The organism is Plectonema cf. radiosum LEGE 06105 (genome assembly GCF_015207665.1).
In the GTDB taxonomy this organism is placed as follows: domain Bacteria; phylum Cyanobacteriota; class Cyanobacteriia; order Cyanobacteriales; family Nostocaceae; genus Rivularia; species Rivularia radiosa_A.
This window is the reverse complement of record NZ_JADEWL010000024.1, coordinates 15,795-38,627: the sequence shown is the minus strand read 5'-3', so window position 1 is coordinate 38,627 and position 22,833 is coordinate 15,795. Positions and strand designations below refer to the sequence as shown.

The following is a 22,833-nucleotide window of genomic DNA, read 5'->3' as shown; positions in this document are numbered from 1 at the left end:
TAATATGTATACTCTCAAAAAAAATCACAAGAAAAAACACAGATAGACGTGGATTAAAGCCTTGTATTTATATCCCCATTAGTCTGTGTACATTTTTTAGTTGAATTATTCATTGATACCACTAATTAATTAAAGTGTGATTAATTGCAATCAAGTTACCATTAAACACACTTTAATTAAACAATGGGACTTAAACCGCTGAAAAATATACTTTGGATTTGACTGGATCGGGGTTCATGGTTTGATCTCCAGGTTGCCAACCCGCAGGACAAACTTCATCGGGGTGAGATTGGACATATTGAATTGCTTGCAATGTCCGCAATGTTTCTTCTACACTGCGACCAAAAGACAAGTTGTTAATGGTAGCGTGCTGAATTACACCATCTTTATCTATAATAAATAAACCGCGCAAAGCAACTCCTGCTTCTGGGTCTAGGACGTTGTAAGCAGCGCTAATTTCTTTTTTGATATCCGATACTAATGGATAATTCAGGTCGCCGACTCCACCAGCCTTACGGTCTGTTTGAATCCATGCTAGATGGGAAAATTCGCTATCAACTGAAACACCGAGTATCTCTGTGTTAAGATTCTTAAACTTGTCGTAACTGTCGCTAAATGCCGTTATTTCTGTGGGACAAACAAAGGTAAAGTCTAGAGGATAGAAAAATAAAACGGTATACTTACCACGATAGTCGGATAGTTTTACTGTTTTAAATTCTTGTTCTACTACGGCTGTAGCTGTAAAATCTGGAGCCGGTTGACCTACACGTAGGCATCCTTCTGTTGCATAAGTAAGGGGCATTATACTAATTCTCCTTGAAGCTATACTTTTGAAGCGTGGTAATGGTGGTTTTTGATTAAATTCACCGATCCACGCTTTGATTATTTAATTACGAACTGTTACAAATAATATCATACTCATAACGATTTTGAGTAGGCAATGGGAGATTTAGATATTCGAGAATGGTTGTTGACTAATGGCTTGGGAAGTTTCGCAAGTGGTACAGTTTGCGATGTTCGCACTCGCAGTTATCACGGTTGGTTATTTGCTGCAACCAACCCACCTTCTGGGCGTACTTTGCTAATGTCGCATCTAGAAGCCAGCTTGGAACTAGCTGATGGAGTGATGGCATTAGGGAATAATTTTTGGGCTAGTGGTGAAATAGAGCCACAAGGCTACAAGTTGCTACGCTCTTTTGAGATTAACCCAATTCCCCAATGGATTTGGGGTGAACAACACTGGCAATTGAGCAGAGAAATACTCATGCCTTACGGCTTAGAAGCCGAGGTAGAAGCTGATTCTTTAAAAGTACCCGATCAAAAGGCATTTTCCCATCGTGTATTGATTAAATATTGCTATGAAGGTAAAGATGCTGCGGTTTTGAAGCTGCGGTTACTAATTGGCGATCGCGATTTTCATCATCAGCAAAAATATAGTTCTCAATTAGAGTTTTGGCAATTGGGTGAAAAGGAACAACTTTGTTTGCAAGCAAATAATGGCGGAGAATTAGGTATACCTTGGCATTTACGATGGAGTAAAGGTAGTTATGAATCGAGCGGTATGTGGTACTGGAATTATGGCTTACCAGAAGAAACACGACGAGGATTAGCAGACAAAGAAGACCTTTACAGTCCGGGTTACTTAAGTATTTTTCTTGAACCGGGAGATACGGTAACAGTGGAGGCTAAGCTAGGTGTTCCAGATGAATCAAATGTTGCTCTGGACTGGGAAACTTTTAATCGAGAAGTCCTAGTAGAGCAAAAAAGGTTATCGCAAATTTTTGGATGGGAAATCAAGGACAAGGAGACAAGGGGAGAAAACTTGCGTGGGGGGGTTTCCTGGGTTGAAGAAAGTGTCCGTAGACAACAAGACAAGGTAGAAAATTCGTCCTCCTCTTCTCTTCTTCCTTCAAAATCTGTGATCTGGGAAAAACTATTACGGGCAAGCGACCAATTCATCGTTTATCGAGCTTCGATTGCCGGTCCAACTGCGATTGCTGGATACCATTGGTTTAATGACTGGGGACGGGATACTTTGATTGCTTTACCGGGTTTAACGATAGTAACGGGACGTTTTGAAATAGCTAAAGGGCTTTTGCGAACTTTCGGACATTACTGTCGTCAAGGGTTGATTCCTAATGCTTTTCCCGATGTTGGGGGAGAACCTTTTTACAACAGTATAGACGCAACATTGTGGTGGATTGAAACTTTGGGAATTTACTTGGAAGCTACCCAAGATTGGCAATTTTTAGCGGAACAATATCCGATTATACGTAATATTTATAAAGCATTTGTAGGTGGAACTAACTACAAAATTAATGTTGATTCTACTGATGGTTTATTAAGTTGGGATGCTAGTGGTGTGGCTCTGACTTGGATGGATGCGGTGGTTGAAGGTGTACCAGTTACTCCTCGTCGTGGTAAGCCAGTGGAAATAAATGCTTTGTGGTATTCTGCTTTGTGTTGGGCTTCGCGATGGGCAGAAGTTTTAAGCGAACAAGCAAATGATCGAGAGGGAGTAGTTTTAGCTAAGCAAGCGCAAAGATATACTCAGCAAGCACAGCAGGTAAAAAAGTCGCTGCAAAAATTCTGGAATCCCAAAGCTGCTTATTTATACGACACTATTGAACCAGATGACCGTCGCAATTCTCAAATTAGACCAAATGCAGTTTTAGCGCTTTCACTGAGCCATTGTGGTTTTTCTGCTCAACAAGGATATCAAGTGCTAGAACGAGCTTCAAAAACCTTACTGACTCCCTACGGTCTTCGTTCTCTTGAGCCTTCAGACCCAGAATATACAGGTAAATATACAGGTGATTCAGCAACTCGCGATCGCGCTTATCATCAAGGAACTGTTTGGAGTTGGCTGATTGGTCCTTTTATTCGTGCTTGGCAGCGTTTTCATAAAAATGAACCATTACCCTTTGATTGGGAACCTCTAATGCATCATTTTTTGCTAGATGGTTGTATTGGTTCTATTTCGGAAATTTTTGACGGCGATCAACCGCACGCTCCCAAGGGAGCAGTTGCTCAAGCTTGGTCAGTTGCTGAAGTGATTCGGCATTATAAAGATGAGGTTAAAAGTTAGAATTAGTCAACCTTTGCCATACTCCTACACAACAAAACGAGCTTTGACCGCCTTCATACTTTGGTTCATAACGGCAATCAAATACCCAAAAAGACCGAATCAAAACAAAAGCCCTTGGTGAGTATAATTCGTAATATCACCCTCCGGGTGACGCTTCGCTACGTAATATGGTGCATTCGCGCCACGCAAGCTACGTAATTAATGCCCCATAAATAAAATTTAGGGGCTTCGCCTATGTCTAATCCACGGATAAAACCGGGGGCTATGACCTAGCGGTCACCATAAGCTAACAAACATTAAAAATTTAGTTGGTGAACGGGCTTTTAATGCTTGAATAGTGACAACTCCCACCGTCAAGCGAGTACGCTCTGACGGGGGCTTCTCAGATTTACAAATGAGACTTGCTGTTTCACGGGCTGGGTATCCCCTAAGCCTCCGCAGCCAGAAAACGGTAGTCCAACCGTCCTAATTACTCGATTTAAGATGTTAATTCCAGAGTTCCAGTCCCTATCGATTACTAGCCCACAGCTACAATTATGAACTCTATCGCTCAGTTGTTTCTCTACCCTTTCCCCGCAACTGGAACACTCAATACTCGTGCCGCGTGGGTCAATTCCAACTGTATGCTTGCCGCGTTTTACCGCAACTGCTTGCAAGATAGTCAGGAAGCTTCGCCACCCAGCGTCCAAAATCGATTTAGCAAGTCGGGTTCTTGCCAAGCCAATGATTGTCAAGTTCTCAAAACCAATCAAGTCATAAGTTTTAGTCAGCCAATGACTGAGAGCATAGTGAAATTCTTTGCGCTGACGAGCAACATGAAGGTGATGCCGCGCCACAATATTTGCCTGCTTTTTATAGTTATTCGACCCTTTTTCCTTGCGGGCAAGTTGCCTTTGTGCGCGACCTAAAGCAGCTTGCCCTTTGCGGTAATGCTGCGGGATTTCAATACTTTTACCGTCCGCCGTTGTTAAAAACTTTTCTAAACCTACATCTATGCCAGTAGCAGACTTTATTTCATCAATCGGCAAGGGATTTGGAACAGTGCCATCTTCCAAAGCGAAGCTTGCATACCAGCCATCAGCTTTCTTGACTAAGGTGCATTGCTTAATTACAAACCCATCAGGAATTGGACGGTGCAGTATTACTTCAATCTCGCCAATCTTGGAGAGCTTGAGGACGTTGCCGTTTAAATGCGCTCCAGCTTTAGGACAGTTGACTCTGGGGAAGGTAAATGAGCAAATATCACCTTGTTTCTTAAAGCGTGGCTTACCTCCTCTCTTGCCTTTCGAGTCTGGTATAAACAAGCAAGCTTTGCGGGGGAAGCTTCCCCCGTAAACGTTGCGCCACTTTTTCCACGCTTTATCCAACCGCATTAGATTTTGCTGTTGGCAATCAGCATAGATGTTTTTATATTCCGAAAACAGTTCTTTTGTTTGGCGTAACCCCGATGCTTGAGTGCAATAATCTACTTTTTCTGGAATCTCCCCAATTGGCTCACTTACTATACTGCAACGGTCGATTGATTGGCGGGTACGACGTAACCAGTCCAGCCTTTGCCCTAGTGCATAGTTCCAATGCCGACGTAACAACTCACCCCAGAGCGCCATAGTTGCCGCCTGGTCATTTGTGGGATTGAGTTTGTACTGGTAGGTAAGTAGCATATAGATATTATATCACTTACCGCCATGACTTTAAATAAAGGCTACCGAAACGTTTACGACCTCAATATTCATTTAGTGCTTGTAACCAAGTACCGCAAAAAGGTAATCAACAAGGCAATGCTAGTTAGGCTGCAAGAAATATTTGAATCAACCTGCACTAAGTGGCGAAGTCAATTGCGCGAGTTTAACGGCGAACAAGACCATGTACATTTGCTGATTAACTATCCACCGGATGTTGAAGTGAGCAAGTTAGTTAACAATCTCAAAACTGTATCTAGTCGATTAATCCGTAAGGATTTTGCGGAGCAGTTGAAGAGTGTATATTTCAAACCCGTGTTTTGGAGTGGCGCTTATTTCGTCGCATCTTCTGGAGGTGTAACCATTGAACAACTTAAAAAATATGTTGAGAACCAGCATTCTCCAATCTGCTAATTTCGGGGGTGTTGAACCCCACTCAATTAGCCCTCCTATCTCCCTCACCGCCAAGCTGCGCTGTGGCGGGAGTACCTCGGAGGTCTAGATGGATGGCTCAGGTGCGACTCGAACGCACGACCAAGGGCTTATGAGTCCCCTACTCTAACCAACTGAGCTACTGAGCCAAGATAGATTTACTTTCACTAGATACTATATATATCATAAAACTAAAATCTTGGCTAGCATCTGAATAAACTAATTTCTTCCTAAGTAGTTTTGTTTATTGCAAGACGGTCTTTGACCTATTACCGATTACCGATTACCGATTACCTATTACCTATTACCTAATCCCCAGAAAAAGCAAAAGAGGGAGACATACTCCCTCAATCTTCCAAGACAATTATCTAGATGCTACAGAAATAGAAAATAGAAATTATTTGCGAGGTGGAAGGAAAGCTACAGGGTTAACTGCTTGTGTGCCACCTTTACGGATTTCAAAATGCAGGTGAGGACCAGTACTGAAGCCAGTGCTACCCATTAAGGAAATTTTCTGACCCTGTTCTACCTGCTGACCTTTGCTTACCAAGATTTTGCTATTATGAGCATAGCGAGTCAAGGTGCCATCAGCATGACGGATATCAACTAAATTACCATAACCACCCCGGTTCCAACCAGCAGATGCAACTACACCAGCAGCAGCTGCATGAATGGGAGTACCTGTGGGAGCAGCGATATCAATACCTCTGTGCATTCTTCCCCAACGAGGACCGTAGCCAGAAGTGAAGACACCTTTAGCGGGCCATATATAACCTGTTTCAGGTGCTATTGATTCGTCAATAGGTTTGGGCAAGTATCTATCAACTGCTGCTAATGGGGGTAGCTGTGGAGATACTGTTGTTTGTACGACGGAGGAAGATTGAGAACGATCATTGAAGCTTGCGGGAGGTGTCGCTACTCTAATACCCCTGTCGCGGGAAAAATTGGGGTTAATGTCTTGGTTCGGTGTCGGAACGGAAATCGGAACTGATGCTGTATTTGGTCTAGCAACGCGAATTGGTACCGCAGCTTTGCCAGTTGTAGGTGTTGTAATCGGAATAGGTATAGAAGCTGATTGAGGTCTGTTAACGGGAACAGATACGGAATTTGTATTTTGATCGATCTGTGGTATAACTACACCAGATTCTTGGGTGCGGTATTTTTCCCGTAATCTTTCGATTTCTTCTTTTAAGCTGCGAAGACGGTCATTTCTGGAAACGTTGTTGGCTAAAACATTACGTTTATCAGCCAGTTGCATTTCTGTAAATACTGTTGGGATGGGAGTGTCACCACCTACACCAAAAGAACTTACATTTTCATCGGAACTATCAACTTGGACTGAAACTTCTTGTGTTGAAGAAGTTATGTTTCCTGAGTTAGTTGCTATCCGAAGGTTAGGAGTTTGAGCAACAGGAACAATTAGCTGTTGATCGATTTGTAGTTGGTTGGGATCAGACAAATGATTTGTCTTAGCCAGTTGAGAAACTGAAGTCCCGTAATTGTCAGCAATTTTAGCTAGGGTATCTCCAGACTTAACCAGATGTGCGGCAGCAATGACTTTTGGTGCTGTTACAGTTGGTACAACTGGTGTTGGTACTGTAACTGCCGGTTGTGCTTGCTCTGGAACCGTTTGCGGTTTTAATCTTGATACAAGTTTGTTTTGGCTAGCACTTAGATCGGCGTTGACAGTTGATGTTTCTTCAACTTGAATTGCCGACTGAGTAGTCAGTGCAACTTCCTTGACATCCTCAACAGGAGTCGAACGCAGTTGATTTAAACTTGCTTTTAAGCGGTTCGATTTTTGTTTTAAACGCTCAAGGGCGAACTTTTGCTGAGCTTCAAGCTCAGTTTTCGAGGTTGTTACAGCTCCACTAGCATCCAAGCTTTGTGTAGAGTTTGTAAAACTGTTATTAGAAACACTGCCCACTGTGGTGGTACTTGCTTCAGGAAAAACCTGTGCTTCGACCACTTGCGGTGCGGAATAATTTGTATTATTCTTAGCCGCAGTTAAACTTAAGCTGGGTGTTTGTGTCGCAAACCGAGCAGACTTCAGACTAGAAGCAACTTCCCATTTAGCTCCAAGCCCCTTTACAGGTGAAATTGCTGTTGGTTCCACTACGGCAGGGATTTTAGCCCCAATCTCGTTAGAGATAGCATTAAACGACTGCTTGTGTGTGGGAGCAAACTTCACTTCATCAGATGCAGCAGGAATTGTAGAAGCAGTATTTTGATTGCCTACAGGTTCTGCTGCTAGGGCTTGGTCGCTTTGTCGAGTCACGAAAAGACTGGTTGCTCCCATCGAGATTGCCAAGCCGATCATTGCGGCTTTTGGCATCCGATTTTTTACTTGTGGAGTAACTACGCTACTGTGATCCATGGAAGCATCACTACTGTTAATGGTACTTTCTAACACAGTTTTCATTTTCTTCTTCAATGCTCGTTTCAAAGACGACCTCCTATGATCACTAGCGCTTAACCGATCTCGATTTTTAATCCAGTAGTCAATGATCTAGATCACTCAGAATAATAGATCGAGATCACATTTACCAGAGATACTTACGCAAGATTAACCCGGTTCTCTGTTTTAGACAAGTTAACACTGTACTAGTAAAATTAAAATTTTTGTGCTTACTTGTCTGTTCTACTGCCCACACCCAAAATTTGGTTTTCCTCGATACGGTTATATTTAACATTTACGTCTGCTTCAAGAAAACATCATATTTGAATTCTTGTCCCAGTCCAATGTCAAATTTTCTGGAATAAGCATATCTCTTGCTGAAGAAATCAACCAGGGATCGCATTTTATTCCATCTTCCCAACCGAGACTTTACGTTGATTTTTCCATAAAGTACAACCGTATTTATTCGCAAGTACATTTACGCTGCAAAAACAATCTCAAGCAGGAGAATAGAAGCTCAATTGCTTGTTATGACAAACTTTACCCGCACTAAATCAAATTATCGGGATAATTCCAATTAACAAAAATCTATAATTCAATTTGGGCAAAACTTCAAATTTTATATACAAATTTCTTATCTTTCAATGCCTTGATACGTAAGTATTTTCAACCAACTATCACAAATCTCATCACGAATCAAGTGCTATTTAAAACATTTTTTAAAATAATAATTAAGTATTTAGTCGGAGAAAAACTCAATAAAATCAATTTTTTTAGATTGCAAAGCATAAATACTCAAGTAAAATACCCCAATCAATATTTAGCTAAATTCGTAAGCAAAAATTACTCTAAGTATCCTAATCTACGTCGGGCTTCAAATAAGCTCACAGCAACGCTTACAGATAGATTTAAACTCCGGACATTTTGTTCTTTCATCGGAATATAAAGAGTCGCATCACAATCCGATAACACATCGCTAGGTAAGCCGGTGGTTTCACTACCAAATAGCAGCCAGTCATTTGCTTGATACTCAAAATTAACGTAATTTAAACTACCCCTAACACTGAATCCTAGCAGCCTTCCTCCCCGCTGCTGATACAAGGCTTTGAATGCTTCTAGAGATTCGTGATGGTGTAGCTTTACATAAGGCCAATAATCCAAGCCTGCTCGCTTTAAATAACGATCGCTGATTTCAAATCCTAAAGGACCAACTAAGTGCAATTCGGTGCCTGTAGCCGCACAAGTCCGAGCAATATTACCTGTATTTGGAGGGATTTGCGGATGAACTAAAACTATTTGTGGCATTGGCAATTGAGCAAAAAATATTTTAAAGCACAATGTGTTTGTTTTTTCAAGACCATCTTACGATAGAAGACACATATAGTTTTTATTAATCACTCTCTCAAGACAACAATAGATAAAAAAAATAAAACTAATAAAAACACTTCTAAAATCCTTGTATGAAGAGTCTTTAAAGACAATATAAAAAAATAGTAAAGTTTTGAGGAAGTCGATTGTCATCTTTCCGACAAAAGAGCATACCATTTTTTTCAAGAAAATAGGGAGTGGTGTTAAGCCACTAAAGAGGAACACAATTTATCCTCTAGTTCTAACTCTCGTTCTCGAATTGAGCTAATAGCTTGGGTAATCACGTTGCGACTGCTAACTCCCAAACTGTGAAGTTGTAGCCATCTTTGAGCTTGATTTCCCTCACGAAGGATTTTTTGTAGCGGTGAGAGGAAACATCTAAAGCCATATTGTTTGGCGATCGCCGTTGCACTTTCATCAAGCTCGCTAATCCAATCTCTGGCTTTAATAGTTCTTCCGTCAGCCCAATGAATTAATTGAGCATCCAAGCTAGAGGTTGCACAAGCAATTTCATTTTGGGTTGTAATTGCGATTAATTCTTCGGGAGAGAAGCTACTTTTGATCAAGGGATCGAGGTTAGGATTATCAATTACTTGTAACAAACGGGCTTCTAATAAAGCTGAAATGGCTAACAATGCTATGGGATCGGTGACTAAATCACAAATTCGCAATTCTAGACGATTTAGATCGTAAGGACGGCGATCGCCATTTGGTCGAACGGATGTCCATAAATGTCGCACGTTTTGCATTGTCCCGGATTCTAGCTGTTGTTCTACCCAATTAATATGGTCTGCATGGCTTGTAAATAAAGGCACATATGAAGGAGTTTGCGGGAAAAGACCCCAGCGGGTGGAATGGTATCCGCTAGCTTTGCCATCTAAGAAGGGAGATGAAGCGCTTAAAGCGAGATACAAAGGTGCTTCCAAACGAATAACGCGACAAGCCCGCATCAATATTTCGGGGTCACTAATACCTACATTAATATGAACGCTGGCAGTAACCACTTTGGTTCCGTAAGTTTGTTCGATATATTCGTGATAGGCACTGTTGGGGTCAGAACGCAAGAATTTATCGCTTCCTCCCAATGACAAAGTACTTCCGGGAATTAAAGTATAATTACCTAGTTTTTGAAGATATTTTCTTAACTTCAAACGAGGACACAATAAACCGCATAAAAGCTGTTCATAATCGAAAAATGGAGCGGTTACGTATTCTACATTCCGGCTATCCGGTTCCCGCATGAATCCATCCAATTCAGATGTAATTTTGTCAGAGAGACCAACGATATCACCTTGAGGGGTACCAGTATATATCTCAATCTCAAAACCTTTTGATAGCACCACGAACATTCTCCTCGCGCTCCTTACTTTTAAATTGTATCTAAAGCGACGAAATTACGCATCAACCTAGAGAAATAGAGGTTAAGAGCGATTTAATGATAGTACTTGACAAAAAGAAAATAGTGCTAATAAATAATCCAAAAATGCTACAACTCCTAACCTTTAATCATTTTGTATTCAACACTGGCTGATTTTATTGGGATTATGTATCAAAATGTCGATGTAGGCTTATCTATTACTGAGATATGTTAGGCGATAATTCTCAACCTTTCTCCTATAAAGGTCAAGACTTAGCTGATAAAAACTTCGACCATCAAGATTTGCGAGGTAAAGATTTTACAAATGCGAATCTTGAAGGAGCGACTTTTGTTAGTGCAAGTCTTCAAGGAGCGATTTTTGATCAAGCTTGTTTGAAAAACGCAAGTTTTCAAGAAGCAAATCTTCAAGGTGCGACTCTAAAGTCTGCTGATTTAGAAGCAGTTGACTTTTTTGAAGCGGATTTATGTAAAGCTAACCTTTATGGTTCAAATCTGCGCTCAGCATCTTTTAGAAGAGCGGATTTACGCGGGACTAATTTGCAAAAAACAGCTTTAGAAAGGGTAAATTTTAAATTTACTCAAATCAACAGTGATACTTTATTAGATGAGAAGTGGAGACTAGTTTGGGAAATTGTAAATCAGCCTCTTGAAAATCGCAATTTGAGTACATTTGATTTACAAGAAGCAAATTTATTTAACGCTAATTTGTCGAAAGCAAACTTGGTAGAAACCAATTTGCAAGGGGCTATTTTAGAAGGAGTAAATCTGGAAGCAGCAAATCTTCAAGGAGCTAACTTAGAAGGTGCAAATCTCAAAGGAGCTTATCTTTGGGAAGCTGTAATGGTCAATACCAATCTTAAGCAAGTTAATCTTAGAGATGCAAACCTTTGTGGTGTTGATTTTCGTAATGCTGCTTTGGAAGGAGTGAATTTAAAAAGTAGTCAAATTAGTGCTGAAACTCAACTCGACGAAAAATGGAAATTAGTTTGGGAGTTGGTTAATAAAATAGTTGAAGGTCGAGACTTAAGTAAATTTGATTTGCAACAAGTTAACTTGAGTGAAGCTCATCTGCAAAAAGCTAATTTGAAGGAAGCTAACTTACAAGGGGCTATTTTAAGACAAGCTAATTTACAAGGAGCAAATCTTTGGGGAGCTAAATTACAAGGAGCTAACTTTGAAAAAGCGAACTTAGAAGGGGTAGATTTTAAAGAAGCTGAATTTCATCAACAAGCGGATTTACGACATAGTAATCTTCAAAAAGCTGACTTATTAGAAGTTACTTTGGAAGAAGCTAATTTACAAGGAGCTAATCTTCAAGGAGCCAATTTAAAAGTAGCTAATCTGCAAAGAGCTAACTTACAAGGGGCAAATTTACAACAAGCTTATTTCCGTGGCGCTAGACTACAGCAAGCGAATTTTCAAGAAGCTAATCTTGAAGCTGCGACTTTCCAAGAAGCGAACCTCAAAGGAGCTAATTTTAAAAAAGCTAACCTGAAAAATGCGAGTTTTATCGCAGCAGATTTAAGAGAAGTAACCGAATTTGAAGAAGTTATAGTCACAAATTTTCAAGAAGCTAACTTAGAAAAAGCTGACCTCAGTTGTGCCAAACTTCAAAGAGCTAATCTGCAAAAAGCAAATCTGGTAAAAGCAAATCTGAAAGCAGCTAATTTGGAAGCAGCAGACCTCCGATACAGTAATCTTGAAGAAGCTGACCTCTTAGATGCTAATCTTCGAGTCGCTTTTCTTAGAGAAGCTCGTCTTTATAGAGCCGATTTGCATCGAGCCAATTTACAAGTAGCAGACCTTTACAGAGCGAATTTGCAATCAGCTAAGTTAGTCGGAGCTAATTTACAAAAAGCCGATTTGCAAAAAGCTAATTTAAAATTGACAAACCTAACATCAGCAAATCTGCAATTTGCCGACCTTTATAGAGCTAATTTGGAAGCAGCAAATTTAGAAAATGCTGATTTCGATAATGCCCATCTTGAAGGAGCAAACCTTTTTAGAGCCAATCTCAAAGGAACTAATTTCAAAAATGCTAACTTGGATATAGCAGACTTTTCCCAAGCTAAAAATTTCACCGATGAACAAATTCAGCAAGCTAAGAATTGGGAAAGAGTAAGACGAGACAGTTAACAGTTATCAGTTATCAGTTATCAGTTATCAGTTATCAATAAACAATTTTTAATTGATAGTTGATAGTTGAAACTACTCCATTTTTTGTAACTTAGCAACTCTGGGGTCGATGATTTTTTGACCTAAACCGGGAAATTTAATGGCTACAGAAAGTTTGTTTCCTCCTCCAAAAATATGAGTTATTTCACCTGCTCCAAATGATTTATGCATTACTCGATCGCCAACTTGCCAATTGAAGTTTGGGGTTGCTGTATCATTACTTGTATTATCAAAACCATTATCGTAACTAGCAGAACTACGACCGCCATTATTTGTATAAGTAACACTACGAGGATATTCAGTAGCTAATAATTCCTTGGGTAATTCATCAAGAAACTGCGATCGGACTGCGGGTTCGCGGGTTCCATACAGCCTGCGTTCTCGTGCGTGAGACAAAAATAACCTTTCTTGAGCGCGAGTAATACCGACGTAACATAAACGACGTTCTTCTTCTAAAGCTGCTGGGTCATCTATAGAACGATAGTTGGGAAATAATCCTTGCTCTAACCCGACTAAGAAGACTACAGGAAATTCCAATCCTTTAGAAGAATGCAATGTCATTAAAGATACCGCGCTTTGTCCGTCTTTTAAATTATCTAAATCGGAACTCAAAGCGGTACTTGCGAGAAATCCTTGCAGGGAAGCATCTTGTTCTGCTTCTTCTTCATATTGACGGACAGCATTGTAAAGTTCTCCGACGTTGCGTATTCTATCTTCTGCTTCGTCGTTTCCTTGGTTGTGCAAATCTTGGACGTAACCGGATTCATCTAAAATAATTTGCAATATTTCTGATGCACTAGTATTTTCAGCTTGTTGCTGCAAGCGTCCAATCATCTTCGCAAAATTATTTACCGATTTTGACGAACGTCCTGCTAAGGTATTAACTGATGTCTCGTCACTGAGTATTTCCCACATGGTTATACCCAATTCTTGAGCAGCGTTTGTTAAATTATCGATGGTGGCTTTACCAATCCCGCGTCGGGGTGTATTGATTACTCTTAATAAACTTAAATTATCTGCGGGGTTGGCGATCGCCCTTAAATAAGCCAAAACATCTTTAATTTCTTTGCGATCGTAAAACTTTAATCCACCAACAACAGTATAGGGAATGGAATTCCGCACTAAAACATCTTCAAAGGGGCGAGATTGAGCGTTAGTACGATAAAGAATCGCAAAACTTCCCCAATTTAAATTGGGATTTTCTTTCTCTAAAGCACAAATTTTCTTAATTACAAAGTCAGCTTCAGCTACTTCATCATCTGCTTTAAAATAAAAAATTTGTTCGCCTTGACCTCTAGTTGCTTTAAGTACTTTATCAATCCGCTGAGTATTATTTTCAATTAAGTAGTTCGCAGCTTGCAGAATATTTTCACAGGAACGATAGTTTTCTTCTAATTTGACCATGGAACGGGTATCATCATCCTCTAAACCATCACCAAAGTCTTGCTGAAAGTCGAGCAGAATAGTAAAGTCAGCCATTCTAAAAGAATAGATTGATTGGTCAGCATCGCCGACTACAAACACAGAACGGTTTTGCCAATTCCACTGACTTTTATTGTCTCCGTAGGTAGATAATAAGCTAATCAATTGATATTGAGTGCGGTTTGTATCCTGATACTCATCTACCAAAATGTGACGGAATTTATGATGCCAATAACCCAAAACCTGTTCATTTTGCTGAAACAATCTTACCGGAACCAAAATCAAATCGTCAAAATCCAGGGCGTTGTTTTCAGCTAATTTATCTTGATAGCAATTATAAACTTCTGCAATTACTCTTCCTTTATAATTTGGTTCTTCTTTCTCATATTCTTGCGGCGATAAACCTTGATTTTTCGCATTACTGATGGCGTAGCGAACGGAACGAGGATTAAATTTTTTATCGCTGAGATTTAACTGTTTGGTAACAATTTCCTTAACCAAACTTTGAGCATCAGATTCGTCAAAAATCGAAAAATTACGCTTCCAAGTGCGTCCTTTTTCATCTTGGTATTTTTCAATATCCAAGCGAAGAATCCGAGAAAGTAAACTATGAAAAGTACCGCACCATAAATCTTTAATAATATGTTTATAAACTTTCGACCTTAGCTTTACTTGCTCGTATTCTGATAGTAAATCGTAACGTTTGCCAAACTCAATCATTGCCATTTGTTCGGCAAATAATTTTTGAATCCGTTCTTTCATCTCCCGTGCGGCTTTATTGGTGAAAGTAACCGCCAAAATATTTTCAGGATTAACTTTATGTTCGACAATTAAATGAGCAATGCGATAAGTCAAGGCTCGTGTTTTACCAGAACCCGCACCAGCAACAACTAGCAAGGGACCGCAAAAATGCTCGACAGCGCGACGTTGATGGGGGTTAAGGTGACTTAAAAAGTCAATGGTTGTTGTCATGAGCGTGAGGAGTAAGCGAAATTAAAATACAATCTGTTGCAATGTAGCAATATGCCTTTTTGTCACATCAGTACAATTGTCTTATATTGTTAAGGTTACAATATTACCAAAATTTAACTAATTAAATTTATTGCTTGTGGGAAATAAACATTTATAAACTAGTACTCCATCACATTAATTTTAAGGGGTTGTAGAGACGCGAAATTTCGCGTCTCTACATGGTTTCGGCAATAAACGAACCAGTCAAAATTAATGCAAAGGACTACTAGTAGTCCACCACATAAGTTATGAGGGGTAATCAATGTAATATTGTAGGTTGGGCTGTTCGCGCAAGCGTTGCGAAGCAAAATGTAGTGGAGCCTCGGCACCCGCGTTGGGTTGCGCTATGTCCTGTCGGACAGGCTTCGCCAACGCTTAACCCAACCTACGAAGAGGTATTTTAACTCCTCAAAATTAATGTGGTCAAGTACTAGTAGTCTGTCACATAAGTTATGAGGGGTAATCAATGTAATATTGTAGGTTGGGCTGTTCGCGCAAGCGTTGCGAAGCAAAACGTAGTGGAGCCTCGGCACCCGCGTTGGGTTGCGCTATGTCCTGTCGGACAGGCTTCGCCAACGCTTAACCCAACCTACGAAGAGGTATTTTAACTCCTCAAAATTAATGTGGTGGAGTACTAGTACTCCACTACGTTAATTATGCTGGGTAATAAATTTCGTGTGTCCGCGTCTCGCTCTTTGGTAGCCGAACAGTTGTCTTGTAATACCCCATTACCGTTGTTCAACTCCTCCCACAACAGGTTTAACTCCTCCTGTATCATCGGAAAATGGGTCAGTTCCACCACTCCAGTTAAAGTCGCTGATCCGAAAACTTATACCACCTAATTCTAATACGGGATTATAACGCAGGCTAATACCGTAAGTACGGCGGCTGTATTCTAAAATATAATCAGTGCTAGTACGTTCACTAGTATCTAAATTGATGCTTGTTTGAAATCCGAAACGAAATGGTCCGTAAAGTTGTTGGGTAATACCAGCGCTTAAAACTTTATTATCAACATAGCGGTCGAATAAGAAAGGTGATAATCCGTCGTTTGTACCTTGGGAATAACTGATATTGAAGCCGGTATAATCTAAAAATGGTTTGGAAAAATGACCGAATTGTCCTTGCAATCCAATTGTACCTACTAGGGTATTTTGGTTCTCGCCGTTGCTGTAATAACTACCAGTTCCAGTTATTGAACCAAATGTTTGGACGTAGGGAACTACGACATTAGCTGTATATTTTAATCCTTCTTCTCTGGTTGCTGGTAAAGGCTTACCCTGCCAAAGAGTGATACCTCCACCAATGGTAGCGCTGGCTTGTAAGCGTCCGAGGGAAATTCGGTCATTGCTGCGATTTATATCGAGTAAGTCTTGACGGTCAGTATTAGCACTGATTTGTTGAGCGCCTGCTTGATACCTCAAGTTTAAACCAGTTTTACCTAAAGGTATATTTGGAGAAATAATAACTCCACCGAAGCTGCTTTGTACAGTTTGAAAACCAAGACTACCGTTATAAAGGCGATCGCGGTAGCTGTATTCTATTGTTGCTTGATAGGGATTTTGAATATTGCCTAATAAATAGTTGTATCGCACGCTGCCACGTAAATTGTCTTCTAATTCTGTTAAATCCAGACTTGTTAAAGATGTGGATGCATTAATTTGCGATCGCTCGTTCAAGGTAGCATTCAAGCTTGATTTCAAACCGAATAATGCCGGAAAGTTGCCGTTATTATTTTGTATGGCTTGTTGAGCAAAAAATTGGGGTGTAACTTTCCAACTTAGCTGGGGTGTATCTAATACTTGAAAGGAGCGTTCTAGGTATAAACCACCACGTTCGTCACCATCGAAACCGATGGAAACTGGAGCGGGAGTAGCATCGCGCTGATTACGATCAATAGTCCTTGTATAACCTGGTATACCTAAAGTTAAGCCTTGGTCAAAGACTAAACGGGGTCGTCTTAATCTTAATTTATCTTGGCGAGGGGAAATTTGATTTAAAGTAACTGAGTCTGCACGTAACTCTAATTCTGGGGGAGAAAAGGGATCATTAGTAATACGGACATCTCTTGCTTGCCAACCTCTGGGATAAAAATCGACTCGTGCGGCTTCAAACCGGACACGTCTAACTTCACCTCCAGTTGGTTGAGCCGATGGTAAATTTCGAGCATCTCTACCACCCAGTTGAACCCCAATCCCTCCAGGACTACCAATACCAGTTAAAGGTTGATTTCTTCTAATTCTATCGCTCAGAGGACGACGAGGTACGCCACCAGCTGCTACTTCTGGTGAAGTGAAAGAAAAATCTTCTGGGGCTTGGGCTAAGTTAATTTCGCCGCTTCCCCCTTCTAAATCCCCGGTATCTTGAATAAAATTGTATGTAAACCGATTTCCTCTTAAAACTTGCTCCCCTCTGGTGACTGCAACGTTTCCTTCACCCACTGCAACTAAGTTATCTATATTGACCTGTAAACTATCGGCATCTACTACAGACCCATCAAATCTTACTACTACATTACCTTCAGCCGTGACAACCCGACGATTTTCATCGTAAATCTGCCTATCTGCAAGAATTTCAATTACTCTTCTGGTTTCCGCTGGTGGTTGTGATGGTGGTTGTGATGGTGGTTGTGATGGTGGTTGTTGCTCGTCGGTTGGCTGAGTGTTTGTTTCTGGTTGCGGTTCGGGTATAGTTTCTTCTTGAGCTTGTACCTGAGAACGTGATTTGAATTCTATTGTCGCTGGTGCTGTTGTCGAGTTTGTATTTTGAGAATAAAATTCTATTTTCGTAGGTTTGTTGTTAGCAATTTTCTGCGGTGCTTTAGTTAAATTTTTAGTAATAGATTCTGCTTGAGGTTGAGATAAATTCTTACCTTTGTTCACCGTTTGAGTAACAGCTTCAGCTTCAAAAGTCTCCAATTGATAGCCAATACTCAAATTTTTCCCTAAAGATGCTGCATCTCTAGAGACAGTAACTGGTGAAAATTCCGGTGGGAGAATAGTTTCGGGTATAGCAGTTTTCGATGGATTTTGGGTTTTCCCAAAAGATTCGGGTGGGTAAGAATTATCTTGCCCGTGAAAAATCGGTTTTCTTGTAGAAGATTGTTGGGGTAAAGTACTAATTTTTGTGCTACTAGTATTTACAGAGACATCTACTACGGCTGGTGTTTCGAGAAAATGTGGTAATTCGGGCGGTAGAACTGGATGAAGCATACTTACGCATTATATAAGCCAACAAACAGTCTTTAAGGCAAGCTAAAGAACAGTTAATAAACAAGTTAGAAGCATAAAATATTTAGAAAATTTTCTAAAGAAATTTCCAAACAAATTTAAAAATAAACTTCTAACTAAAGCCTTCTACTTAGCCTACGAGCAGATTCCGCCCAAAAAAGGACACGTTTACGAAAGAAAATAGTTAAAAAACAATTACTGACGATTCTTTCGACGTGTCCTTGGTATTAATACTAACCTCTGCCAATATAGCAGGGATTATGGACGAAAGGGACTATATTTATTCAAAATCATTACGTCCGGGGTTACGAGCTGGGTCATTTGACAAAAATCCAAAGATAAATGTAGCTAAAAATAACCCAACAACAACATAAACAGCGATTTTTAAACTCAACATAGCAATTTCTCCACAGGGCTAATCGAAAAAGTTCTTTTTAGTATCTGCTGTTGCAGAAAAGATAACTTCTTTATATTACCCAAAATAGACCTATTTTTGGAGAATATATAATGATAGATACCCTACAATTATTTTCTTAGATCGAAGTTTGGCACTTTACCCCCATTTCTCACAAACAAGAAGGAAGTTGGAAGTAGTAGTGAGTAGTAGTGGGAAAATCAATCCCTCACTCAACGCTTACCACTTACTTGTGACAAATCCAAGTGTAATCGGCGGCTTTGTTGTTTTTCGACGTTGATTTAAATAAATATGTTTCTTGAGCAAAGAAGTCGAGTAACTGTGACGAAATCCGACTTCTAATACTTTTTCTGTATGAATATCCACTTAACCACCTCCGCTGGGCTTTGCTTGTATAGCCCCGCACTTCCAGTTGTCGGGTATACTTTTTCCCATCTCAATTCAGATTCACCAGTTCCTTCTGTTGAATACGGCTTTTTACAACTTTTGCTGGAGTACCTACGGCTACGGAATAAGGAGGGATATCTTTTGTTACCACTGAACCAGCACCAATCACGCAACCTTTACCTATAGTCACTCCATCTATTACCGTTACATTATGTCCGAGCCAGCAGTCATCTTCTATAATAATTCCTTTACGAGTAATACCTTGTTTGGCAATATATTCAAATGGGTCTGTAAAATTATGGTTGTTGGCAAACAATCCCGAATGGGCTGCAATTAAACAACCTTTACCTATTTGAATGTTTCCCGATCCAGCGATACAAACATAAGGACCGATAAATGTGTTTTCTGCAATTTTGATATGAGTATCATTCAATGCTCTAATATCAACACCCTGTTGAATTTGTACCCCATCACCAATAGAAATTTTATTGTTAGGATGTCCTATAGCATTGATATTTGCACCTCGCAAAATTTGTACTCCATTGCCAATTTCTATACAATTAGTATTAATAAATTCAACGCTATCTTGTAAATAAACTTGTTTACCCAAGCTTCTGAAGATACTGCGATAGAAAAAAGTTCGTAATCTAGAACCGATAAATTTTGTAGGAATATTTGTTAACAGGACGATTAAAACTATTTCTTGTAACCGCTTCAATTTTGCTGGAATTTGCTTACGATTCATAATTATATTTCCCTGATTTTGTGTAACAAAGCTGCAATGCTCGAACTAATTTTAAAACTTACTCTGTGGCGATGAAATTAGAACTTGTCCCTAGCTGAGTCGCGATTTTATCTAGAATTAGCTGACATTACTTGCAACTCTTGAGGATTTATCGATTCTTTGAGAAGACGAGTTTTAATAACTCGTGCTGGTATACCCACAGCGATTGAATAAGCAGGAATATCTTTAGTAACTACCGCACCCGCACCAATAACACTACCTTTACCAATAGTTACTCCATCTGTTACCGTGACATTATGTCCCAACCAGCAATCATCTTCGATGGTAATTCCTTTACGAATCACTCCTTGATCGGCAATGCATTTTAATGGATCTGCATAGATATGGTTATTACCAAAGATTCCACTATGAGCTGCAATTAAACAACGTTTACCAATCTTAATGTTTCCTGGTCCAGCAATACAAACACCTACACCAATAAATGTACCTTTGTCAATATATACTTGTGTGTTGTCTAAGGCTCCAATATCAACGTTACGTTCAACAGCAACTCCTTCTTTTATAATAATTTGATTGTTTTCATGTCCCAAACCATCTATACGAACTCCTTTAAAAAGATGTACTCCACTCCCAAGTTTTATATTGCAAGCACCTAAAAGTTCAACACCATTTTGGATGTAAACTGATTTACCCATTTGAGCTAATATAGTTGGATATATTAACTTTCTTAATTTTGGTCCTAAAGCAATCCCAGGAAGTTCTCCGATTAAACCAGTAACTAAAACTTCTTGCAGACGATTCATTTTTAAATGGGATTTTTTCATGACTATATAGTTGGAGGATTTGAGGTTTTGAAGATTTTACTGCTAGTTTAGTTTGTTTTTATCAATTTGGTGATTAATTTTATCAAGCAAGATGTTAATTTATTTTTAGCAATTATTTGTCTAATCAATAAATCAATAACCTTAAATTATTATTTTCCAAAACAAAATTATTTATTTGAGAATCAGTATCTGTAACAAGCTGACAAATTTGATAAAAACCCGACTTGTATAGTTTACGAATTGAAGGATTGATTGCAGAGAGTTTTCTATCATAGCAATATCATACCCAGGGGTAATCCCATTAATTTTATTCAACAATCAAACTGGATTTCTCTATCTCAGAGGATGATAAAAACCAATTAGTTTCAGTTCTACAGCACATAACATATTTTCTTTTTACAGAGTATAATCACAGATACAAAAAGACCTGTAAAAAATATCGCATCAATGAGAAACAAGTTGATTTGTGACGAAAAATAATTGATTAATTGGGTTAATAATCCAGATAATTGGAGAAAAACTTGTATATCAAGTTGATGGTTGAAATAACTATGAATTACTTTGTATTAATCAATTTTTCACTTACATAGTAAATCGTTTTTTGATTAAAAATGTCACCTCTTAATATAGACAACTGTTCTAAAGTTAAGCATTAATTATTAAACAGGCTTTAATGAACTCAACTTTTGTAAAATGCTATTTTAGTTGTCCTACTTATTAAAATATCTTTTACCTCGACTTTTTTTATCTTGTCATAATATAAATTTTAATCAGGATTATCTACATTTACGTATAACATATATCTTTTTACTGAACAAAATAATCAAATTTATTTTAATTTAATGACGTTTTTATAAAGTTTTGATTAAGTTCTCAAGAATTATACCTAAGTATTCTCAGGTAAATAAATACAAAAATAATACTTACAAATGCAAGTATTAAAAAGCTAGATGCTGCTGAATCGTGGTACGAATTAAAAATGTAGAGAGGCGATACTATGAGCGTCTCTACAAGAGATGACGAATCGTGTTCATACATTAGACATCTCCGAAAAAGAATGTAGAGACGCGAAATTTCGCGTCTCTACAAGGTTTCTGGATGACGCATAATTAATTTCCACCAAATGTCTATTAAATCAGCAACGCCAAAAGCTAAATAACTATATAGTGCAGATAGTTCGCTTAAGGTGTCTGCAATGTTACTACCAGGGAGCGAGGGGCTGGGTTGTGATCAGCAGGGAGCGAGACGCTCCCACTACGAATAAATGACCCCTCATAATTAATGTGGTGAAGTGCTATACTTCCACGGGGTAGCGTTCAATGAGTTGATGCTTTTTCCTCCAGCTTTGGGGAGGTATATCATGGTGTTGGCGAAATTGTCGGGAAAAATGACAGGCATTTTGATAACCAACAGTTGTAGCAATTTCTTCGATGTTTTGGCTAGTATTTTTGAGTAAGCTACGTGCAGCTGCCATTCGACGCTTGACAATCCAACAGTTTACCGTTTCTCCGGTTATTTTTGCGACTCTATTAGTTAGATATGCCGCAGAATAACCAACTGCATCAGCTACATCGCTTAAGGTGATTCCTTTATGATAGTTGGCTTCAATAAAATCAAAAACTTCTTTTAACTGAGGAACAACAGGAAAAATCGATTGTTCTTCGTCTGATGCTGCGGTTTCATTGAGTCGCGATGGTGAAATATTATTATACTTGGAGTAGCAATAACTAAATAAGGTCTGTTTTCTCTCTAGCCTAATGGCGATCGCCCTTAACAATTGCTCTAATGTCGCAGGTTTAGTGAGATAGTCATCAGCACCACACTCCATACCTCTACGGAAATCTTCTTTACTACCCCTACCAGTCAGAAAAATAAAGGGAATAATTGATGTAAGTGGATTTTGGCGGAGTTTTTCTAAAACGGTGTAGCCATCCATATCTGGCATTAGGATATCACAAATTATTAAGTCGGGTAAATGAAAAAGAGCTTCTCTAATTCCCGCAGTACCATTTTTAGCGCTGATCATCTCAAAACCTTCAGTTTCAAGACCATCTAAATACATATTACGGGTACGAGTATCATCTTCAATGACCAGAATTTTTTTTGAAATTACATCCATGATGGTTATTTACAATAATGAGAGAATTTACAATTGAAACTAAATGCCGAGTAAAAAGGGAATCTAATATATATGAGAATTTATGGGAATTTATGGAAATTGATTGACTATATAATTGGTTAGTGATAAAACAAATATTCAAATTTAGTTATTAATAAGCAA

At 39.1% G+C, this 22,833-nt stretch carries 15 protein-coding genes and 1 tRNA gene; 3 read left to right on the top strand and 13 right to left on the bottom strand.

Going from position 1 to position 22,833, the window contains the following annotated elements:
- Positions 1-190: 190 nt before the first annotated feature.
- Positions 191-802 carry a peroxiredoxin gene (locus tag IQ247_RS10365; RefSeq protein ID WP_193919592.1) on the bottom strand — a complete coding sequence of 204 codons (612 nt, stop codon included), beginning with the start codon at positions 800-802 and terminating at the stop codon, positions 191-193.
- Positions 803-940: 138 nt separating this feature from the next.
- Between IQ247_RS10365 and IQ247_RS10360 the strand changes: the two genes are divergently transcribed.
- Complete coding sequence (locus IQ247_RS10360) at positions 941-3,088, top strand: amylo-alpha-1,6-glucosidase (RefSeq protein WP_193919590.1); 2,148 nt, start codon at positions 941-943, stop codon at positions 3,086-3,088.
- A gap of 353 nt (positions 3,089-3,441) precedes the next feature.
- Here IQ247_RS10360 and IQ247_RS10355 read toward each other — a convergent pair whose 3' ends face one another.
- A complete protein-coding gene (locus tag IQ247_RS10355) occupies positions 3,442-4,749 on the bottom strand; it encodes an RNA-guided endonuclease InsQ/TnpB family protein (RefSeq protein WP_193919588.1) in 1,308 nt (435 codons plus the stop codon).
- Between the two features lie 24 nt (positions 4,750-4,773).
- Between IQ247_RS10355 and tnpA the strand changes: the two genes are divergently transcribed.
- Positions 4,774-5,181 carry an IS200/IS605 family transposase gene (gene tnpA, locus IQ247_RS10350; protein WP_193919586.1) on the top strand — a complete coding sequence of 136 codons (408 nt, stop codon included), beginning with the start codon at positions 4,774-4,776 and terminating at the stop codon, positions 5,179-5,181.
- A 93-nt stretch (positions 5,182-5,274) separates the two neighbouring features.
- Here the strand turns inward: tnpA and IQ247_RS10345 are convergent.
- The 4 genes from IQ247_RS10345 to gshA all read right to left on the bottom strand — a co-directional run bounded on the left by IQ247_RS10345 (position 5,275) and on the right by gshA (position 10,308).
- A tRNA-Met gene (locus IQ247_RS10345) sits at positions 5,275-5,348 on the bottom strand.
- A gap of 248 nt (positions 5,349-5,596) precedes the next feature.
- The gene (locus IQ247_RS10340) at positions 5,597-7,621 is read right to left on the bottom strand and encodes a peptidoglycan DD-metalloendopeptidase family protein (RefSeq protein ID WP_228059635.1); all 2,025 of its coding nucleotides are present in this window, start codon (positions 7,619-7,621) and stop codon (positions 5,597-5,599) included.
- Positions 7,622-8,440: 819 nt separating this feature from the next.
- Positions 8,441-8,902: a tRNA (cytidine(34)-2'-O)-methyltransferase gene (locus tag IQ247_RS10335; RefSeq protein WP_193919582.1), complete on the bottom strand. Its 462-nt coding sequence runs from the start codon at positions 8,900-8,902 to the stop codon at positions 8,441-8,443.
- Between the two features lie 266 nt (positions 8,903-9,168).
- Positions 9,169-10,308, bottom strand: a complete 1,140-nt coding sequence (gene gshA, locus IQ247_RS10330) for a glutamate--cysteine ligase (protein ID WP_193919579.1) — start codon at positions 10,306-10,308, stop codon at positions 9,169-9,171.
- Between the two features lie 242 nt (positions 10,309-10,550).
- Between gshA and IQ247_RS10325 the strand changes: the two genes are divergently transcribed.
- Positions 10,551-12,479, top strand: coding sequence for a pentapeptide repeat-containing protein (locus tag IQ247_RS10325; RefSeq protein WP_193919577.1), 1,929 nt, complete (start codon positions 10,551-10,553; stop codon positions 12,477-12,479).
- Positions 12,480-12,551: 72 nt separating this feature from the next.
- On the opposite strand, the gene pcrA is transcribed toward IQ247_RS10325, so the two are convergent.
- The 7 genes from pcrA to IQ247_RS10290 all read right to left on the bottom strand — a co-directional run bounded on the left by pcrA (position 12,552) and on the right by IQ247_RS10290 (position 22,671).
- Positions 12,552-14,912 carry a DNA helicase PcrA gene (pcrA, locus tag IQ247_RS10320; protein WP_193919575.1) on the bottom strand — a complete coding sequence of 787 codons (2,361 nt, stop codon included), beginning with the start codon at positions 14,910-14,912 and terminating at the stop codon, positions 12,552-12,554.
- 767 nt (positions 14,913-15,679) lie between these two features.
- Positions 15,680-18,163 carry a DUF3769 domain-containing protein gene (locus IQ247_RS10315; protein WP_193919573.1) on the bottom strand — a complete coding sequence of 828 codons (2,484 nt, stop codon included), beginning with the start codon at positions 18,161-18,163 and terminating at the stop codon, positions 15,680-15,682.
- Between the two features lie 298 nt (positions 18,164-18,461).
- Positions 18,462-18,578, bottom strand: coding sequence for a photosystem II reaction center protein I (locus IQ247_RS10310; protein WP_193919571.1), 117 nt, complete (start codon positions 18,576-18,578; stop codon positions 18,462-18,464).
- A 237-nt stretch (positions 18,579-18,815) separates the two neighbouring features.
- Positions 18,816-18,962 (bottom strand): hypothetical protein, encoded by a 147-nt coding sequence (locus IQ247_RS10305; protein WP_193919569.1) that lies wholly within the window; start codon positions 18,960-18,962, stop codon positions 18,816-18,818.
- 70 nt (positions 18,963-19,032) lie between these two features.
- Positions 19,033-19,728: an acyltransferase gene (locus tag IQ247_RS10300; RefSeq protein ID WP_193919567.1), complete on the bottom strand. Its 696-nt coding sequence runs from the start codon at positions 19,726-19,728 to the stop codon at positions 19,033-19,035.
- A gap of 107 nt (positions 19,729-19,835) precedes the next feature.
- Positions 19,836-20,552: an acyltransferase gene (locus tag IQ247_RS33380; protein WP_322745483.1), complete on the bottom strand. Its 717-nt coding sequence runs from the start codon at positions 20,550-20,552 to the stop codon at positions 19,836-19,838.
- A 1,294-nt stretch (positions 20,553-21,846) separates the two neighbouring features.
- Complete coding sequence (locus tag IQ247_RS10290; RefSeq protein ID WP_193919563.1) at positions 21,847-22,671, bottom strand: response regulator transcription factor; 825 nt, start codon at positions 22,669-22,671, stop codon at positions 21,847-21,849.
- Between the last annotated feature and the right edge of the window lie 162 nt (positions 22,672-22,833).

What these genes read in the sequence shown, in the direction of transcription:
- IQ247_RS10365 (WP_193919592.1), bottom strand. Translation starts at nt 802, where the DNA reads ATGCCCCTTACTTATGCAACAGAAGGATGCCTACGTGTAGGTCAACCG.
- IQ247_RS10360 (WP_193919590.1), top strand. Translation starts at nt 941, where the DNA reads ATGGGAGATTTAGATATTCGAGAATGGTTGTTGACTAATGGCTTGGGA.
- IQ247_RS10355 (WP_193919588.1), bottom strand. Translation starts at nt 4,749, where the DNA reads ATGCTACTTACCTACCAGTACAAACTCAATCCCACAAATGACCAGGCG.
- tnpA (WP_193919586.1), top strand. Translation starts at nt 4,774, where the DNA reads ATGACTTTAAATAAAGGCTACCGAAACGTTTACGACCTCAATATTCAT.
- IQ247_RS10340 (WP_228059635.1), bottom strand. Translation starts at nt 7,621, where the DNA reads ATGAAAACTGTGTTAGAAAGTACCATTAACAGTAGTGATGCTTCCATG.
- IQ247_RS10335 (WP_193919582.1), bottom strand. Translation starts at nt 8,902, where the DNA reads ATGCCACAAATAGTTTTAGTTCATCCGCAAATCCCTCCAAATACAGGT.
- IQ247_RS10325 (WP_193919577.1), top strand. Translation starts at nt 10,551, where the DNA reads ATGTTAGGCGATAATTCTCAACCTTTCTCCTATAAAGGTCAAGACTTA.
- pcrA (WP_193919575.1), bottom strand. Translation starts at nt 14,912, where the DNA reads ATGACAACAACCATTGACTTTTTAAGTCACCTTAACCCCCATCAACGT.
- IQ247_RS10315 (WP_193919573.1), bottom strand. Translation starts at nt 18,163, where the DNA reads ATGCTTCATCCAGTTCTACCGCCCGAATTACCACATTTTCTCGAAACA.
- IQ247_RS10310 (WP_193919571.1), bottom strand. Translation starts at nt 18,578, where the DNA reads ATGTTGAGTTTAAAAATCGCTGTTTATGTTGTTGTTGGGTTATTTTTA.
- IQ247_RS10300 (WP_193919567.1), bottom strand. Translation starts at nt 19,728, where the DNA reads ATGAATCGTAAGCAAATTCCAGCAAAATTGAAGCGGTTACAAGAAATA.
- IQ247_RS33380 (WP_322745483.1), bottom strand. Translation starts at nt 20,552, where the DNA reads ATGAAAAAATCCCATTTAAAAATGAATCGTCTGCAAGAAGTTTTAGTT.
- IQ247_RS10290 (WP_193919563.1), bottom strand. Translation starts at nt 22,671, where the DNA reads ATGGATGTAATTTCAAAAAAAATTCTGGTCATTGAAGATGATACTCGT.